Annotated in this window: 14 protein-coding genes and 1 riboswitch; of the genes, 8 read left to right on the forward strand and 6 right to left on the reverse strand. The window is 62.1% G+C overall.

Annotated elements, in window-relative coordinates:
- Positions 1-8 precede the first annotated feature (8 nt).
- Positions 9-2,459 carry an acyl-CoA dehydrogenase gene (locus L1075_RS00720; RefSeq protein WP_246939154.1) on the forward strand — a complete coding sequence of 817 codons (2,451 nt, stop codon included), beginning with the start codon at positions 9-11 and terminating at the stop codon, positions 2,457-2,459.
- Positions 2,460-2,502: 43 nt separating this feature from the next.
- Here the strand turns inward: L1075_RS00720 and L1075_RS00725 are convergent, their stop codons facing one another.
- The 3 genes from L1075_RS00725 to L1075_RS00735 form a co-directional block, all read right to left on the reverse strand.
- Positions 2,503-2,895, reverse strand: coding sequence for a septal ring lytic transglycosylase RlpA family protein (locus L1075_RS00725; RefSeq protein ID WP_052445086.1), 393 nt, complete (start codon positions 2,893-2,895; stop codon positions 2,503-2,505).
- Positions 2,895-3,872, reverse strand: coding sequence for an NADPH:quinone reductase (locus tag L1075_RS00730; protein ID WP_040243783.1), 978 nt, complete (start codon positions 3,870-3,872; stop codon positions 2,895-2,897). The genes L1075_RS00725 and L1075_RS00730 overlap by 1 nt, the downstream gene beginning before the upstream one ends.
- Positions 3,873-4,015: 143 nt before the next feature.
- Complete coding sequence (locus L1075_RS00735; RefSeq protein WP_040243784.1) at positions 4,016-4,588, reverse strand: hypothetical protein; 573 nt, start codon at positions 4,586-4,588, stop codon at positions 4,016-4,018.
- A 313-nt stretch (positions 4,589-4,901) separates the two neighbouring features.
- Here L1075_RS00735 and L1075_RS00740 point away from each other — a divergent pair, with 313 nt between their 5' ends.
- From L1075_RS00740 to L1075_RS00770, 7 genes are all read left to right on the forward strand, one after another.
- Positions 4,902-5,654 carry a glycerophosphodiester phosphodiesterase family protein gene (locus L1075_RS00740; RefSeq protein WP_246939496.1) on the forward strand — a complete coding sequence of 251 codons (753 nt, stop codon included), beginning with the start codon at positions 4,902-4,904 and terminating at the stop codon, positions 5,652-5,654.
- Between the two features lie 142 nt (positions 5,655-5,796).
- A complete protein-coding gene (locus L1075_RS00745; protein WP_040243786.1) occupies positions 5,797-6,615 on the forward strand; it encodes a motility protein A in 819 nt (272 codons plus the stop codon).
- Positions 6,612-7,454 carry an OmpA/MotB family protein gene (locus L1075_RS00750; protein ID WP_040243788.1) on the forward strand — a complete coding sequence of 281 codons (843 nt, stop codon included), beginning with the start codon at positions 6,612-6,614 and terminating at the stop codon, positions 7,452-7,454. The genes L1075_RS00745 and L1075_RS00750 overlap by 4 nt, the downstream gene beginning before the upstream one ends.
- Before the next feature lie 207 nt (positions 7,455-7,661).
- Positions 7,662-8,906, forward strand: a complete 1,245-nt coding sequence (locus tag L1075_RS00755; RefSeq protein WP_246894835.1) for a NupC/NupG family nucleoside CNT transporter — start codon at positions 7,662-7,664, stop codon at positions 8,904-8,906.
- Positions 8,907-8,983: 77 nt separating this feature from the next.
- Positions 8,984-9,201, forward strand: a riboswitch (cobalamin riboswitch).
- A gap of 121 nt (positions 9,202-9,322) precedes the next feature.
- The gene (locus L1075_RS00760; RefSeq protein WP_246894834.1) at positions 9,323-11,167 is read left to right on the forward strand and encodes a TonB-dependent receptor domain-containing protein; all 1,845 of its coding nucleotides are present in this window, start codon (positions 9,323-9,325) and stop codon (positions 11,165-11,167) included.
- A 90-nt stretch (positions 11,168-11,257) separates the two neighbouring features.
- On the forward strand, positions 11,258-11,557 hold the full coding sequence (locus tag L1075_RS00765; RefSeq protein WP_246894833.1) for a winged helix-turn-helix domain-containing protein: 300 nt from the start codon (positions 11,258-11,260) through the stop codon (positions 11,555-11,557).
- A 73-nt stretch (positions 11,558-11,630) separates the two neighbouring features.
- Positions 11,631-12,707, forward strand: a complete 1,077-nt coding sequence (locus tag L1075_RS00770; protein WP_246939157.1) for a PA0069 family radical SAM protein — start codon at positions 11,631-11,633, stop codon at positions 12,705-12,707.
- Positions 12,708-12,735: 28 nt separating this feature from the next.
- Here the strand turns inward: L1075_RS00770 and L1075_RS00775 are convergent, their stop codons facing one another.
- The 3 genes from L1075_RS00775 to L1075_RS00785 form a co-directional block, all read right to left on the reverse strand.
- Positions 12,736-13,755, reverse strand: a complete 1,020-nt coding sequence (locus tag L1075_RS00775) for a sodium:calcium antiporter (RefSeq protein WP_040243796.1) — start codon at positions 13,753-13,755, stop codon at positions 12,736-12,738.
- Positions 13,756-13,926: 171 nt separating this feature from the next.
- Positions 13,927-16,248 (reverse strand): ATP-dependent DNA helicase, encoded by a 2,322-nt coding sequence (locus L1075_RS00780; protein WP_082021360.1) that lies wholly within the window; start codon positions 16,246-16,248, stop codon positions 13,927-13,929.
- Positions 16,245-17,921, reverse strand: coding sequence for a VRR-NUC domain-containing protein (locus tag L1075_RS00785; protein WP_246939160.1), 1,677 nt, complete (start codon positions 17,919-17,921; stop codon positions 16,245-16,247). The genes L1075_RS00780 and L1075_RS00785 overlap by 4 nt, the downstream gene beginning before the upstream one ends.
- Between the last annotated feature and the right edge of the window lie 94 nt (positions 17,922-18,015).

Raw genomic sequence — 18,015 nt, forward strand, 5'->3', positions numbered from 1 at the left:
GAGTCCACATGTTGGAACTGTTGCTCATCGTCGTGGCGCTGGCAGGCCTAGTCTGGATCATGCGTCGGGAGGCAGGTGCCTTGCCGGCGTTAGGGCTCTTATTGATCCTCGGCGCCCTCGGTATCGTCTTCGGCGCAGTGACAGTGGGCGTGCTGCTGTGGCTCGGCGCCCTGGCCGTGGCGGCCTGTGGGCTACCCATATTGCGTCGGCGCTGGCTGACCCCGCGCCTGTTCACGGCCTTCAAGAAATCGGCGCCCAAGGTCTCCGAGACCGAGCGTATCGCCCTCGAAGCGGGCAGTGTGGCCTGGGATGGCGAGCTCTTCTCAGGCCGCCCCCAATGGCAGCGGCTGCTGGATTTCGGTACCACGCAACTGAGCGAGGAAGAGCAGGCTTTCGTCGACAATCAATGCTCCGTGGCTGCCGGCATGTGCAACGCCTGGGAGATCGCTCGTACGCGTGCCGACCTGCCGCCCGAACTGTGGGACTACCTCAAGCGCGAAGGTTTCTTCGGCATGATCATCCCCAAGCGCTATGGCGGGCTGGAGTTCTCTGCCAAGGCGCAATCGGCCGTGCTGCAAAAACTGGCCGTCAACGAGACGCTGATGGTCACGGTTGGCGTGCCCAATTCTCTGGGCCCCGGCGAGCTGCTGCTCAAATACGGCACCGAGGAACAGAAAGACCATTACTTGCCGCGCTTGGCCGATGGTCGCGAGATCCCCTGCTTCGGGCTCACAGGACCGCGTGCGGGCAGCGATGCCACCTCGCTCCCGGATGTCGGTGTCGTCTGCCGAGGCAAACACAACGGTGAGGACGTTCTCGGGCTCAAGCTCACCTTCGAGAAACGCTGGATCACCCTGGCGCCCATCGCCACAGTGGTCGGCTTGGCGTTTCGCATGTTTGACCCCGATGGCCTGCTCGGCGATACCGAAGACCTTGGCATCACCTGCGCGCTGATTCCTCGCAATACACAAGGCATGGAGATCGGCCGCCGCCACCACCCCATCGGCAGCCCGTTCATGAACGGCCCGATTCGCGGTCAAGACGTTTTCATCCCCCTCGACTGGATCATCGGCGGCACCGAGATGGCAGGCCAGGGCTGGCGCATGCTGGTCGAATGCCTGTCCGTGGGGCGCTGCATTACCCTGCCCTCCGGTGCTTCGGGCATCGGCCGCTACGCGCTGGGTTGGGCTGGCGGCTATACCCGCATCCGCCGTCAATTCAACCTGCCCGTCGCCGAGATGGAAGGCGTCCAGGAGCCACTGGCGCGCATCGCCGCGCATGCCTATATCGCCCAGGCAGCGGTCATGCAGACCGCCAACACCATCGACCACGGCGTCAAGCCGGCAGTGCCCTCGGCCATCCTCAAGAGCCAGTTGACCGAATTCCAACGCAATATGCTCGCCGATGCCATGGATGTGCACGGCGGCCGCACCGTCACGTTAGGGCCGCGCAACTATCTGGGCATCGCCTATGCCGCCAACCCGGTGTCGATCACCGTGGAAGGCGCCAATATCATGACGCGCAACCTGATGATCTTCGGCCAAGGCGCGATTCGCTGCCATCCCTACGTCCTCGATGAGCTGGCCGCCAAGGACAACGATGACCTCCCCGCCTTTGACAAGGCTATCTTCCGCCATGCCGGCATGGTATTCGGCAATGCCGCGCGGGCCTTTACCCTGGGCCTGGGAATCGGCAAGCCAAGCGTGCCTTTCGACGAGATCGCCGCCCCTTACGCGCAGGAAGTTGCGCGTCTGTCCGCGGCCTTTGGGCTCTGCGCCGATGCCGCCATGGCGAGTCTCGGCTCAGGCCTCAAGAAGCGTGAAATGCTCTCGGCGCGCCTCGGCGACGTACTTTCCAACCTGTATCTAACCTCGATGCTGCTCAAGCAGTGGCACGAGTCGGACAATGTCGAGCATGAGGCGACGCTTTTGCATTACAGCTGCCGCACGCTGCTCCACCGCGCCGAGCAAGCCTTCATCGAATTGTTCGACAATCTGCCCAACCGGGCCTTGGCGACGACACTATCGGGCATCGCGATGCCGCTGGGACGGCGTTGGCACAAGCCTCACGACCGCTTCACGCGCGATATTGCCCACGCCGTCTCCACCGACAGCGCCTTGCGTCACAAGCTGATTGAAAACACGTGGAATACACAGGACGCCGGGCAAAAGGACAACCCCCTGGCCCGCTACAATGCCCTGCTCGCCGACAGTGAGCGTGCCGAGCCGCTCTATCGGCGCATCGCCAAAGCGTATGGTAAGGGTGAGCTACCCGCCGAGGCACTGCATCCCGAGCAGCGCGTGGAAGCCGCCTGGGAAGCCGGCCTGATCGACGAAGACGACGCCATCTTCATGCGGCGTTTCGAGCGCGAGGTGCTGGAAATGCTAAGCGTTGACGACTTTGCCTTCGATGCCTTCGCGCTCGACAAGGAAAGTGTGGTGTGGCACGACACAGCATGAAGAGCGCGCGACCGCAGCTCGGCACGGTCGCGCGAAATGGCTCTTATGGCAACGGCGTCACGCGTACCGGCGCCGTGCCAGCCTTGATGATGCCAAGACGCCCGGCTGCACGACGCGAAAGATCGATGACTCGCCCCTCAGTAAAGGGGCCTCGGTCGTTGATGCGCACCGTCACGTGGCGCCCGTTATCCAAGTTGGTGACACGCACACGGGTATCGAACGGCAGCTTGCGATGCGCGGCGGTCAACGCCTCAGCATCATAGAGCTCGCCGCTGGCCGTACGCTGCCCCTGATAGCGATCATGATAATAGCTGGCCTGGCCATGCTCCGAGGTCGCGCCAGGCGTTTCGCCACCGTCGGTGGCGCATCCCGCCAACGCCACCACGGCAATCACCCAGCCCGCGACCGCCACCAGCCGAGATACACGACGCCACATCAGGGCAGCAGTACCGTCGAACCGGTGGTCTTGCGCGCCGCCAGGGCTTCCTGTGCCTGGGCAGCATCACTCAAGGGGTAGCGGTTGGCGACATCGATAGCGACCTTGCCGCTGGCGATCATCTCGAACAGCTCCTCGGCCATGGCCTCGAAGCGCTCACGCGTGTCGGCATAACCGTTGAGGCTGGGACGCGTCGCGAACAAAGCGCCCTTCTGATTGAGGATGCCGATGTTGACGCCTTCGACCGGGCCGGAAGCATTGCCGAAGCTCACCATCAGGCCGCGTTTTTGCAGACAATCCAGTGAGATTTCCCAAGTATCCTTGCCCACCGAGTCATACACTACCGGCACCATCTCGCCACCGGTCAGCTCGCGCACGCGCTCGACGACGTTTTCTCGAGTGTAGTCGATGGTCGCCCAGGCGCCGTTGCGCTTGGCCAACTCGGCTTTCTCGGGCGAACTGACGGTGCCGATCAATTTGACGCCCAGCGCCTTCGCCCATTGGCAGGCGATCGAGCCAACACCGCCCGCCGCGGCATGGAACAGAATCGTCTCGCCTTCTTTTATCCGGTATGTCTGACGCAGCAGATATTGCACCGTCAGTCCCTTGAGCATGGCCGCCGCTGCGGTCTCGAAGCTGATAGCCTCAGGCAACGCCACGACCTTCTCCGCCGGCAACACGTGCAGCTCAGCGTAGGCGCCTAGCGCCCCTTGGGCATAGGCGACACGATCGCCCGGGGCGAAGCCTTTCACGCCCTCGCCGACCGCGTCGATTTCTCCAGCCCCTTCGGTGCCCAAGCCGGATGGCAGGCTCGGCGCAGGATAAAGCCCGGTACGAAAATAGATGTCGATGAAGTTCAATCCCACAGCGCGATTGCGCACGCGCACCTCGCCCGGGCCGGGATCGGCGGGGGTAACGTCGACATATTCCAGGACCTCGGGTCCACCGGTACGAGCAAATTGAATACGCTTGGCCATATATCCTTCCTTATGAAGCTAACGAATCTGGGCTTTCATCCAAGCGCCGAACGCTCGCCGGGTCAAGCTGTCTCCCCTCTGGAAGGCAGCCGAAGCAGCGTATTGCCACTAAAGTCGCACGGCATCGTCACCGGCGGGCATCGTCATACTCGACCGTCGAAACGCTCCAGACCTGCGATGAAACGCGCCTTGTACGACTCGAAAGTCTCAGGCTCGCGCTTGAAGGTCTGCACAACTCCCTCGGCATTGAAACGCAGCGGTTTCGTCAAGGCATCGGGTGTCACTTTCTCATGACGCGCCCCCAGGCCCAGGCGTACGCCATCCGGCATGTCCAGCCATTGGGTAATGCCGCAGTCGCGAAAGAAGGCTTCACTGGCATCATCGGGGGCTTGCACACGCAAGGGCGCACGCGTAGCCATTTCCCTGACCAGGCGTTTGACATGCTCTTCATCGCCCCCGGTTTCCGGGGTCGAGAGTAATGTCACTTCCATACCCTGGCCTTCAATATCCGAGACCAGCAGCAACATGGCGAGAATCGTCTGTTGCTCGTCGGCCAAGACGAAAATGCGCGCCGCGTCCTGCTCGAACAACACCCCCAACGTGCCAGTGAAAGTCACCAGGGGATCGAGCCCGGCATTTTGGCCATACACATTGGCGCACAGCTGTGCGAGGCACGCCTCGCGGCTTTCCGGATTCTTAACATGAATGATTTTCATCGGTCTCTCTGCCGGTCGGGGTGCCGTCTGTCGGCCAAAGCGCCAGACGACTGATCTCGAAACAAGGCGCGCAGATTAGCATATTCCCGAACGCCGCCCCATGGCGACACGGTCATGATTCTGTCAAAAAGGTGTCTCAATCTAGGTGGCAATACCAACGTGAACGGCATGCCTCCGACCACTGAACCAATACCGGTACGACATGCCATAATGCCCATCGGCCATTCGCGAGTTCGTTTATATGCCACTTTCTTCAAGCGGTACTACCTTGCTGCCGACAACCACCACCCAGCGCGCGGCACACGCCTCGCCGATCAGCGAGACAGGCCTCGTGCTACCCCGCGTCATCGCGCATCGTGGGCTTTCCGCGCATGCCCCCGAGAATACCCTGGCCGCAGTACGCGCCGCCCACGCGGCCGGTTGCCGTTGGGTAGAGCTCGACGTTCAGCAACTCGGCGATAGCACCCCGGTGATCTGGCACGACGCCGGTGTACGACGCTGTTCCAACGGACGCGGCAAATTGCGGCATCTCGATCTCGCACAGGCGCACCAGCTGGACGTGGGCAGTTGGTTCAGCCCGTCGTTTCGCCACGAGCGCATGGCGACGCTCGACGAGATGCTGGCACTGATCGTCGAATGTGACATGGGGATCAACCTCGAACTCAAGGTCAGCTATCGGCATAGCCCCGCTGCCCTGGCCAAGGCCGTCGTTCCGCGTCTGTTGGCCGCGCTTCCGCCTTCGCGACTGCTGATATCGTCGTTCGACCGAGACGCACTGCGCACCGCACGCGACATCGAGGCTGACCCGAACCGGCTACGCCTGGGGCTGCTCTACGACAAGCTTCCCAAAGACTGGCGCGCGGATGCCGAAACTCTCCTGGCATATAGCATCCATCTCGACTGGCGCAAGCTGAAACCCGCTGGCGCCAGCGCCGTACGCGCCGCCGGTCTGCACCTGCTGTGCTATACCGCCAACGACCCAGAGGTTTTTCTGCCCCGCTGGGCATGGGGCGTCGACGCCGTGATCAGTGACGACCCAACGTGTTTCACGAACGCCTTGTCCTAACCGTCCTCTAGTCGTTGAAAAGCGCACAAAGCACGCGGCAAATACACGCTTTGCCCGTCCCAGCCGCGCGTATCATGCAGCATGGTGGTCCTTGGCCACATTCTTTATCGCTTTCATGCTGCTCCTGCATCGGACAACGCCCATGAACCCGTCGACTCTGATCGGCATCGCCGCCAGTGTGCTGCTGCTCGCCACCGTCGTGCTCTTTACCGCGCAAACGCCCAGCAGCTTTTTCAATTTCCCTGGCCTCGCCATCGTCATCACCGGCACGCTGGCCGCCACGTTCATTAGCTATCCCATGCGTGAGGTAGTGCGCGTCTCGCGCCTTGTGGGGCTCGTCTTCCGTCGTGAGAACAGCCGTATAGACGATGACATCCAGACGCTGGTATCCATGGCCCGGCACTGGTTTCGTGGCAACATTCGTGCAATCGAAGCCGAGCTCGAAGACACGCGCAATCCCTTCCTGCGCACCGGGGTATCGCTGGTTATCGCCAATACCCAGGATGACGAGATTCACGACGTTCTGCGTTGGCGCATCGCGCGCATGCGAGCGCGTGAATACGCCGAGTCACAGATCTTTCGCACCATGGCGACCTATGCCCCAGCGTTCGGCATGCTGGGCACCTTGATCGGCCTGATCAACATGCTCGAAGTGATCGACGGCGGCGACCTGACGATCATCGGCCCGCGTCTCGCTATCGCCCTGATGTCGACGTTTTACGGCATTCTGCTCGCCAACCTGCTCTTCAAACCGATTGCAGTGAAACTGGAACGTCGCACCGAGGAACGTCTGATCGAAATGCACATGGTCATGGAAGGGGTGATGCTGATTGCCAAGCGCCGCTTGCCGTCGTTCGTCGAGGACACGCTGAATTCCTTCATGGCCGAGCACCAGGACGAGATCCGCGAACCGACACCTCGTACGTCCAAGCAGTCACGTGAGGAGGAAACGGTGGCATGAGCCGTGCGACGCATCGCTACGCCATCGATGCCGGCGACACACTGATCGCCCCCGTAAATCACGCGGGCGATGAAGGCGGCGGCTGGCTGATGAGCTATCTCGACATGCTCACCCTGCTGATCACCTTGTTCGTGCTGCTATTGGCACTCACCGGAAACGACGACAGCACCGCCAGCGACAAGGCACTCGCCTTTCCGGCTCTGGGCGTACCCACGCTGCAAGCGCCCGCGTGGTCACCGAATTTCTACACCCCACCGCGTTCGAGCAAACGCTACGTTCCGCCGCGCGACACCGCTTTCTATACGCCACCACCGATGGCGCCGCGGCCTCCACGCGTGATCATGGTCAACCCGGATCCCGCCAAGGCCGTTATGACCGGTGTCGAGGCTTCACGCGATACCCGTCGTGTGCGCCAGCTGACGAGTACGCTCAAGCCCTTGATCGATGGTGTGGTAGTGACACAAAGCGCCCAAACGCTGAACTTCCGAATCGAGAATCGTTTGCTGTTTTCCAGCAGCCGCGCTGGCCTCACCGACGACGGACGCGAGGTACTGCGCCAGTTGCTGGACTCGCTACAACAATACGAGGGCGATATCACCATCGAGGGCCATACGGATAGTCGGCCCATTGCCACCGACCGCTTCCCCTCCAACTGGGAACTCTCGACGGCGCGTGCCACTGCCGTCTTGCGGTTCCTGGTCGAGGAAGGGCTCGATAGCGATGAGCTACGCGCGGTGGGATATGCCGACACACACCCGCTGAAAAGCAACGCCACGCCCGAGGGGCGTGCGGCGAATCGTCGTGTCGAGCTGGTTCTGCATGAACCCGAAAGCCAATAATCGGCTAGGCGACCGCCCCTGGCATACATTGCCCCTCACATCGGCCAGCGATCCTGATAAAGTACGCACCCTTTGAGGCGACCCGACGGTCGCCTCTCGCGTGCCACCCCACCCCAGCGCGCCTTCGACGTCCCTCGTGAAGGCGGCGTATCGGCATCATGGCCGCACTACTCGTAACCCAGACCGCATGTAATTCAGGAGTATTCGATGCAAACCCTCATGGGGCTCGTCGGCGTGGTGGTCGTCCTGCTGATCGCCCTCGCCTTGTCCGAAAACCGTCGGGCCATTCGTCTGCGCACCGTCGCCGGGGCGCTTGCCATCCAAGCCGGTCTTGGCCTGTTCGTGCTCGCCATCCCTTTCGGCCAAGACGTCCTGCTGGGGCTCACCAACGCCGTACAGTCGGTCATCGACAGTGCCCAAGCGGGTATGGACTTCGTCTTTGGCGGCCTGGTCAGCGACACCATGTTCGACGTCTTCGGTGACGGCGGTTTCGTCTTCGCCCTGCGCGTATTGCCCATCATCGTGTTCTTTTCTTCACTGGTCGCCGTGCTTTATTACCTGGGCATCATGCGCTGGGTGATCAAGCTGATGGGCGGCGCGCTGCAGAAGCTGCTGGGCACCTCGCGTACCGAATCGCTTTCCGCCGCCGCCAATATCTTCGTCGGGCAAACCGAAGCGCCGATGGCCGTGCGCCCCTTCTTGTCGCGAATGACGCGCTCCGAGCTCTTCGCGGTGATGGTCGGTGGCCTGGCCTCGGTGGCCGGAAGCGTGCTCGGCGGTTACGCCGCGATGGGCATCTCCCTGGAATATCTGCTGGCCGCCTCGTTCATGGCGGCACCGGGCGGGCTGCTGATGGCCAAACTCATCGTGCCTGAAACCGAGCCGCCGTCTCAGCCGTTGGAAGACGTCATCGACGGCGAAGACGACGAGGCCCCCGCCAACGTCATCGAGGCGGCGGCCAACGGTGCCGCCTCCGGTGTCCAGCTAGCCCTCAACGTGGGCGGCATGCTGCTGGCCTTCATCGCCCTGATCGCGCTAGGCAACCAGATTCTGGGTGGCATCGGCGGCTGGTTGGGTTACCCGGATCTGACCCTGGAACTGCTACTCGGTTATCTGTTCGCGCCCTTGGCGTTCTTGATCGGCGTCCCCTGGGAAGAGGCGATCCATGCCGGCAGCTTCCTGGGCCAGAAACTGGTGCTCAACGAATTCGTCGCCTTCGCCAACCTCGCCGCCGATCCGCAAGCACTGAGCGCGCATGCTCGGGCCATCGTCACTTTTGCGCTGTGCGGTTTTGCCAATCTCGCCTCCATTGCCATCCTGATGGGCGGTCTCGGCATGATGGCGCCCAGTCGACGCAGCGATATCGCTCGGCTGGGGCTCAAGGCTGTGGCCGCCGGCACGCTCTCCAACCTGATGAGCGCGACATTGGCCGGCGTGTTCCTCTCTCTTTGAGAGATTTCGTCTCTTTGCATGCCGGTCGCGCCCACCGCGACCGGCGTTTGACTTCCCCGGAACCGCCAAGCAGAATCCCCGCCCGTCGAGACCCAGGTGCTCGGGAAACGGGTGAAAGTCCCGTACTGCCCCCGCAACGGTAATCGCGCCACGTCGGAAATCGTCGCTGCCAGCCGCGCACGCGACCGCCACTGCTCTTTCGTCAGTTCGAGTGGGAAGGCGTTTCCGCCCGGTGTCGGATCTTTTCCGCCGCCAGCGCGTCAGTCCGGAGACCGGCCTGGTTCTCAGCACTGGCTGATGCGGAGGGCTTCGCCAGTGGCGACCGTTGCATTCACGCCGTCCAGGCGACGCGGCGGCGTCACCTCTTGTCCTCCTTATCGCGTAACTCGTTTCTTACGCTGATGAGGCGTTTTTCTATGTTGCATAAAAAGAATCTGCTGTGGCTGGCCCTCGTGATGGCGGGCAGTGCACAGGCGCAGGGCGATCAACGACTATCCGACCTTCAGGTCACCGCCAATCGGCTACCTCAATCGCAAAGCGATGTGCTGGCCAGTACCACCGTCATCGACCGCGATGACATAGAGCGCAGTCAGGCTGGTTCGATCATCGACTTGCTGCAAGGCCGTGCGGGCATCGAAATCGCCCAGAATGGACCACCGGGAACGCTCTCCAGCCTGTTCATGCGCGGCACCCAATCCGACCACAGCCTGGTGCTGGTCGACGGCGTGCGCATCAACTCAGCCACCAGTGGTGGCGCCAGCCTGGAAATGCTGCCACTCGAGGCCATCGAACGTGTCGAAATCGTCCGCGGGCCGCGGGCTGCTGCCTATGGCGCCGACGCTATCGGCGGCGTCATTCAGGTTTTTACCCGGCATGGCACGGCCTCCGGCACGCAAGGCGGACTCAAGGCAAGCACAGGCAGCGACAGCACCCAACGCCAGAGCGCCTGGGTCGCCACCGGCGACGACGATACCCGCTTGAACGCCTCGCTCTTTCACCGCGACGGCGACGGTTTCAATGCCAAGCAGGCGGATGACAGCGGCGAACGCGACGGCTTCGAGCGCGAAGGCGCGCAACTGGGGCTTTCGCATCGCGTCAACGACGACGTCGAGGTGAGCGTCAATGCCCTGCGGCAGAACTTCGAGAACGAATACGACAATTGCTCGTTCCCCGCCTCTCAGGACTGTGTTACCAAAGGCTATCTGCAGTCCTTCGGCGGCCAGCTCGATGTCCAGCTCCAGCCGGACTGGCAGATGCTGATCACCGCCGGTCATTTCGACGAGCAACGCGAAGAGCGCTACTCGGGCGAACGCCAGAGCCTGACTGAAACACACCGCGATGAGGTCGGGCTACAGCACCGTTTCACCCGTGACAATGGCGTTGACGTGCTGGGCGTCGACTATCGTCACGACAATATTGATTTCAATAATCGGGCGGGAGAATCATACCAAAAGGATAGCCGCGAAAATTACGGCATCTATGGCATGATGCAGCGCACCTACGGTGCCCACGAGCTTTCCGGTTCCTTGCGCTATGACGACGACTCCCTGTTCGGTAACAAAGCAACAGGCAACGCCGCCTATGCCTATCAGATAACTCAAAATCAGCGTTTGGGTGTTAGTTATGGCACAGCTTTCAAGGCTCCCAGCTTGAGCGATATGTATGGCACCTATAATCCCAATCCAGACTTAGACGCTGAAGAATCCAAGAGCTTAGAAGCTTTCTGGGCTTTTTCTCAAGGCGACTGGAAGACACGTGTCACGGCTTTTCAGAATCGTATCGAGGATATGATCGTTTATACGGGAGCATCTCCTAACGGTACTTATCGAAATATAGATGAGGCTAGAATTCGTGGCCTTGAGCTCAGCGGCGGCTGGCATGGAGAGCGGTTGGTAACACAGCTTTCGATTACGTTTCAGGATCCCGAAGTACGGAGCTGGTCGGATAATTATGCCGGCATTTCAGTAGGGGACCGCTTGCTGAATCGTTCGGAGCACTATGCGCGTTTGGACACGGATTACAAAATTAATAATGAATGGAGTGTTGGCTCCACCCTTTGGGCCTTCAGCGAACGAACTTCTTATGGTGGTCAGGAAGTAGGCGGCTACGGCGTCGTCGATCTGCGTACCGCCTGGCAGGTCACGTCGATGGTCGAGCTGTCAGCCAAGGTCGAGAACGCCTTCGACAAGGAATACCAATTGGTCGACGGCTACAACACCCAGGATCGCTACGTGGAAGGCGGTGTGACGCTGCGCTTCTGATTCGTCTTTCCTACGCTGCACACCGCATGGCGCCCTGCCCCTTTATGGGGTGGGGCGTTATGCTGTATGACCCTTTACAGGAGAACGCCCATGACACTCAGCAAGACGCAAAGCAGCTTCTATCGTCGCTTATACGTCGCACACCTGATCGCCGGTGGCACGGCCAGCATCCCGGCACTGATCGAGGCCACGGGTATGCCACGCCGAACCGCCCAGGATACCGTCAACGCGCTGATCGAGTTGGATATTCACTGCGAATTCGAACAGCAGGCCGGTGCCCGGCATCATATCGGGCGTTACGTCATCCGCGACTGGGGGCCCATCGACCCGACGTGGGTCGCCGCGCATGCCGAACGCTTGCGCGATGCCCTGGGCTATCCGCCAGGCTGACACCTCGCCAGCCGGGTTGAACCCACCTAAATGACGCCTATACTGTTTATATATACAGTCAAGGCATTGCATGATGACGACGCCCAGAGACCGCTCCCTCGCCCGCAAGGGCCGAGGCGCAACCTTCGACCCTCACAATCGTTTTTCACCCACGGTCAGTGAAGCCGTCGACGATGGCTGGTGGCAGGAAGAAACGCCCGCACGGTTGGCGACGCAAGTGCGTGACGAGCCCGCCAAGAGTGCGCTGTCCTGGAACCACTCGCCGGATTTGTCCTTCGATCGCTCGTTGAATCCCTATCGCGGTTGCGAGCACGGCTGCATCTACTGTTACGCACGTCCCAGCCATGCCTACTGGGACATGTCACCGGGGCTCGACTTCGAAACCAAGCTGATCGCGCGCACCGGCATGGTCGAGCGACTGCGCGATGAACTCGACAAACCCGGCTATGTCTGTCGGCCGATCAACCTGTCGGGCAACACCGATTGCTATCAGCCGTTGGAAGCGGAACGCGGCACGACGCGAGCCCTGCTGGAATTGCTGCTGGATACCCGCCATCCCGTCACGCTGGTCACCAAGAGCGCCTTGATCCTGCGTGACAAGGCCTTGCTCGCCGAGATGGCCGAGCACCGGCTGGTGCGTGTGTTCGTCAGCCTGACCAGCCTCGATGATGACCTCAAGCGGACGCTGGAACCACGCACGGCAGCACCGCGCACGCGCCTCAAGGTCATCCGCGAACTCAGCGAAGCCGGCATCCCCGTGGGCACCTTGATTTCGCCGGTGATTCCGGGGCTGACCGATCACGAACTCGAGTCCTTACTAGAGGCCGGACACGGCGCCGGCGCGCGCACCGCCGCCTGGATGCTGCTGCGCCTGCCGCATGAGGTCGCGCCACTTTTCGAAACCTGGCTAAACGAGCACTACCCGTTGCGTGCCGACAAGGTCATGAGCCTGATCCGCCAGTGCCGTGGCGGCGAGGACTACGATGCCCGCTTCGGCCATCGCATGCGCGGCGAAGGTGTGTTCGCGGAACTGCTGGCACAGCGCTTTCGCACGACCTGCCAGCGTTTGGGCATCGGTAACCGTACCGAGATGGGACTCGACACCAGTGCATTTCGCGCGCCCCATGCCCAAGGCGACCTATTCGACTGAGGTGGCCGCCTGCATCGCATCACGCGATTCAGGAAGCCTCGTGGAAGACCATCGCCACTCCGGCGCCGTACAACAGCACCAGCGCCACGCTCTCGAAGCCGATGCGTGCCGGGCCGTGTTTCTCGCGACGCACCAGCCCCAGCAGCAATACTGCCGTCATCAGAACCGATAGCGCGATCCACAGTAATGTCTGATCGGAAACGGCGTGATAGATCGAACCGTCGCGATAGGCGATATCCGAGGCGGCGGCGAACAGCGTGTCGAAGGCGTTACCGCCGATGATCCCGCCTACGGCCAGAGTCAGTGCCCCGCGACGTACGGCCGCCACGGCGGTCACCAGCTCGGGCAAAGAGGTCGCTACCGAGGTCAACAATATGCCTACGGCGGTCTGGCTCATGCCCGTTTCCGTCGCCAGCGTCGTCGCCGCTTTCTCCATCACCCAGCCGGATACGCCCAGCAACAAGGCCAGAGCGGCGAACGCGCCCCACAGCCGGGTCAAGGAATAGCGCTGGGCTTCGTCATCCGGGGCATCCTCGCGGGTCTCACGCGTACGTCGCGGCATCCACATCGGCTGGCTACGCACTTCATCGATGATGCGCAGCCCATACACATAGCCCAGAAACAGAAGCGGCGTGACCGGGTGAATACCCCACAACGTCCATTCCGGCGAATAGCGCGCCACCAGCAACATGCCTAGCAGGCACATCAACAACGTGCCCTGCGCCAGATTGCCGATGGAAGCCGCCGCATGCTCAAGATTGACACGTCGTAGCGCCGCATCGGCGAAGGTGAGAAACAGCGTCTGTGCAGCGATACCGCCCACGGCGTTGCTCATCGCCAGTTCGGGCTGACCCTTCCAGGCCGCCGTCACCGACAGCACGATGCCGGATAACGAGGTCGCCATACCCATCAGCACCGCCCCGGCAATGGCCTCCCCGATACCAGTACGATCGGCCAGCGTGTCCACCACGCCGGTCAGGCGCGTCCCGACCACGCCAATGACCAGTGCGCATCCGGCGAATAGCGCCACGCTCAGCATCAAACTCATATTACTCGTCCTTGAGAGGGGGTTTACAAAATAGGCGAGCGACGTCAAGACAAGGCAAAATCGGACGAAAACACGGAGTTTACGTGGGGTAAATGAGTATTTTAAGGCCGATATTAACGCCGAATTGTCGAGCGCAGTCCTTTTGTAAACACTCTCTGCGACATGTGCGCCCTACCCTAGAGAAGCACCGCCCGGGTTGCGAGCCTGGTTGTCAACGTTTTGGGTGACGTGCCACCACGACGGCAATAACGCCTGAATGCGGGGCTCGGCGAAGCGGTCATCGATCAGATGAATCGTGCCTCGGTCCTCGTGTCCACGAATCACACGCCCGGCCGCCTGAATCACCTTCTGCACGCCAGGATAAACGTAAGCATAGTCGTAGCCAGCGCCGAACATCGCCTGTAGATAGCGTCGACGCTGCTCGTTGACCGGATTGACCTGCGGCAGCCCCAGGGTGGCGATGAAGGCGCCGATCAGTCGCTCCCCTGGAAGATCGATGCCCTCGCCGAAGGCCCCACCGAGTACCGCGAACCCGACTCCGCACCCGTCCGACGTGAAACGCGCCAGGAAATCCGTCCGTGCCTTTTCGTCCATGCCCCGCCCCTGCTGCCATTGCGGCACCTCGGGGTGCGCCTCGCGCAAACGCGTGGCGACATCCTCCAGATAAGCGAAGCTGCTGAAGAAGGCCAGATAATTACCCGGCCTACGCGCATAAGTGGCGGCGATCAAGTCGGCGATAGGTGCCAGCGATGCCTGGCGGTCGCGAAAGCGCGTGGATATGTGCCGGGCGATATGCACGCTGAGCTGTTCCTTGGCGAAGGGCGATGCCACGTCCAGCCACACACTGTCCTCGGGCAGCCCCAGCAGATCGCGCTGATAACGCTCGGGCGTCAGGGTCGCCGAAAACAGCACGCTGGCATGCGCCGCCTTGAAACGCGGGGTCAGCAATGGCGCCGGTACGATGTTGCGTAGACTCAGGCGCGCATGGCGCGTGCCGCGGTGGCCCGGGCGCATGGCGATGTCGCACACGAAGTGACGATCGAAGAGTTCGGCGACGCGTACCATCTTCAAGGCATCGAAATAGAAACGCTGCAAGGCCGGTGACAAGGTATAAGGCGGCTCGGCCGCCACTTGCCCGATCGTTCCTACCAGGCGCTGCAACGCCGCGAGCCACGCCTCGGGCACATTTTCGAGTGCGGTATGCTCGTTGACGCACTCGCGGCCCAGCACGTTCCATTCGCGATTGAGCTGCTTGAGCGCGGCGCTAACGCCGGCAGGTTTCTCGCGTATCAGGGCGCGTAAATCGCCTTGATCGAGGCTCGCGCTGTACATGTCACGCGCGCGTTCGACCAGGTTGTGCGCCTCATCGACCAGCACGCCCAGGCGCCAGTCGTTGGCCTGAGTCAATAAATGCAGCAAGCCGCCGCTGGCGAAGTAATAGTGATAATCGCCCACCGTCACATCGCTCCAGCGCGCCATTTCCTGCCCCAGGTAATACGGGCAGACGCCATGCGCCAAGGCGGCATCGCGCACGTGCGTGCGATCCCAGTCGCCTCCGGCGATCAATGCACGCCGTGCGTCAGGCAGCTTATCGAAAAAGCCCGCCGCCAACGGGCAGGACTCGCCGTGGCAGGCAAGATCGGGATGCTCGCAGGCCTTGTCGCGCGCGGTCAGCTCCAGCACGCGCAGCGGCGTCGTTTCCACCACGGGGCTCAGCGCATCCAGCGCCAGCTGTCGCCCGGGGGTTTTGGCGGCGAGATAGCACAGGCCATCGAGGCGTTGCATGGGCATCGCCTTGAGCATAGGAAAGAGTGTGCCCAGCGTCTTGCCGGTGCCCGTCGGCGCTTGGGCCAGCAACGCGCGCCCGGTACTGGCCGCCTTGTAGACGTTTTCCGCCAGCGTGCGCTGCTCACCCTGCCAGCTCGCATGCGGAAAACGCATCGCGGCAAGCGCCTCATCGCGTGCCGTACGGTGCGCGGTTTCCTGCAATGCCCAATCGAGGAACGCCGCGCATTGCGCTTCGAAGAAATGACGCAAGGTTTCACGGTCCACACGCTCGACGAGCGGCGTCTCGACCTGGCGGGCGATATCGAAATACACCAGCGCCAGCTCGAGTTCGTCGAGGCCTCGCGCCTCGCACAGCAACCAGCCGTAAAGGCGCAGCTGGGCCCAATGCAGATGACGATGATTCTCCGGCTGACGCGTCAGGTCACCGCGATGGGTCTTGATCTCTTCCAAGCGTCCACGTTGCGGATCGAAACCGTCGGCACGCCCACGCACGCGCAAGCCTTGCCCGGCAGCACTCCAGTAGACGCCGCTCAAGGCGACTTCGCGCTCATAATGGGCGTCGCGACGCGAGGCCACTCGGGCATGCCCTTCGATGCCTTCTTCAGCGCTGGGCGACGGCGTGAAACGCAAGTCGAGATCGCCGCGCTTGGCGGTGAAATCGCACAGGCTGCGCACCGCTACCGTATAATCCACTGCCTCGCTCATGACGCCCACGTCACGTGGCAGACATCGAGAGGCATGGCGTGACGCGCGCAAAACGCCAGCCACCGGCGTTGATTGTCCTGCAGACGATCGCCCGGTCCCTTGACCTCGATCATCCGGTAGTCGCCCTGCTCGGGGCGAAATTGGATCAGGTCCGGCATGCCTGCTCGATTGGCACGTACATCGCGCAGCAGACGCTCGAACCACAGCCGCAGATGCGCCGCCGGCAGACACGCCAGCGCCATTTCCAGCAGCGCTTCATCGAGCGCCTCCCACTGCACGAAAGCGGATTCGAGCCCGTGCTTGTCATGATAGGTACGGCGAATCACGGCGCGATAGCCATGCTCGCCCTCGGGCACCTCGAGACGTGCCAAGCACTGTGCGAATAGCGTCTCGCGACGCGACGCGAACTCGGGGCGCAGCAGATCCGCGGGAGCACGCTGGAACGGATGAAAGAAGGCCCCAGCAAGTGGCGCGAACACCGCCTCCCAACACAGCAAACCGAACAGTGCATTGATCAGTGCGTTCTCGACGTAGTAGACCGGCATCGACTCGCACGACAGATGCGCCGCCACGGCGCGTTCCACCGACGCCGTACGGGGTAGCGTCATCTCCAGGCGCGGCGGTACCGGTTCCTCGGTCACGGACGGCGGCGCGAGTGCAAGACGGCGATGCAGACGCGGCAACAGGCGGTCCAACTGCTGACGTTCGGCCTCGCTTTCCGGCGCCGCTGCGGCGTCGTTGGCCAGCGCCAAAGCCTCGGCATGGCAGGTTTGGCGCTCCAGCATGCGCAGGCGGCGCCCACGGGCACCGGGATGAACGCTCTGCGCGTAAAGGCCTGCCGCTGCCTCCAGCGCACCTTCGCGCTCACGCGCCCGAGCCAGCAGAAACAACAGCTTGCCACGCCGGTTTTCCAGCCATGGATTGTCATTCGCCGCCGGCACGTCATGAAGTATGTCGGCAATCGGCTCGCCAGCCTCCAGGCGCTCGCGACAGGCATGCAGATGTACGTAGGTGTGAATGTCTTCGCGGCGCTGAAAGGCCCGCGAGGCAGGACTCAGCGGTACCCGCTCGAAGCGGCGCACGCCAAGATCGGCAAGCACGAACTCGCTCCAGTCCTGATGCAGGTTGCCGAAGAACATCAAGCGCAGCCGCTCACACAGCGCCATGCGCGTCATGCGCACCACCTTGAAGGGAATCTCGGGGCACCATGCGGTCAGCGAATGCTCGCCAAGGTCGGCCTCGGCGAGCACCTCGAGCATGTCCGCCTTGCGCGCGCCACGCGTGAGGCCGTGATCCCGCAACAGCCCGTGCAGATGGCGGCCGATCTCGGCTTTGGTCAGCAAGGACCACAGCGCCGCCAGCGATAGAGGCGGATCGTCCTCCACCCATTCGCATTCGATCAACGCCACCATCGCCGAAGACGACGTTCCGATTTCCGCATAGTCGAGCCGGTCGTCACGAAAAGTATCGCCTTTGCGCATGACCATACGCACCCACAGCGCCTGCGCGGGCTCGGGCAAGGTTTCAAAACGAGTGAGAAAGTCGCGCTCTTCGTCATCGAACAGATCCACGTAGCACGCTTCGATCCAGCGCAAGGCACTGCGGAAGTTATGCAGATAATAAAGCGGATCGTCGAGGGATGCGGGGCGCGGCGGGAGCGGTGTAGCGTTCATGAACGCATGATAGCAACCGCGTCTTGGCGACCCAAGCAGAGCGCACCTAGTCTGGCGATATGTTAGAACGCGACATTGCGCCGCCCCGTATCCG

It is taken from the genome of Chromohalobacter beijerinckii (genome assembly GCF_023061185.1).
GTDB classification, from domain to species: Bacteria; Pseudomonadota; Gammaproteobacteria; order Pseudomonadales; family Halomonadaceae; genus Chromohalobacter; species Chromohalobacter beijerinckii.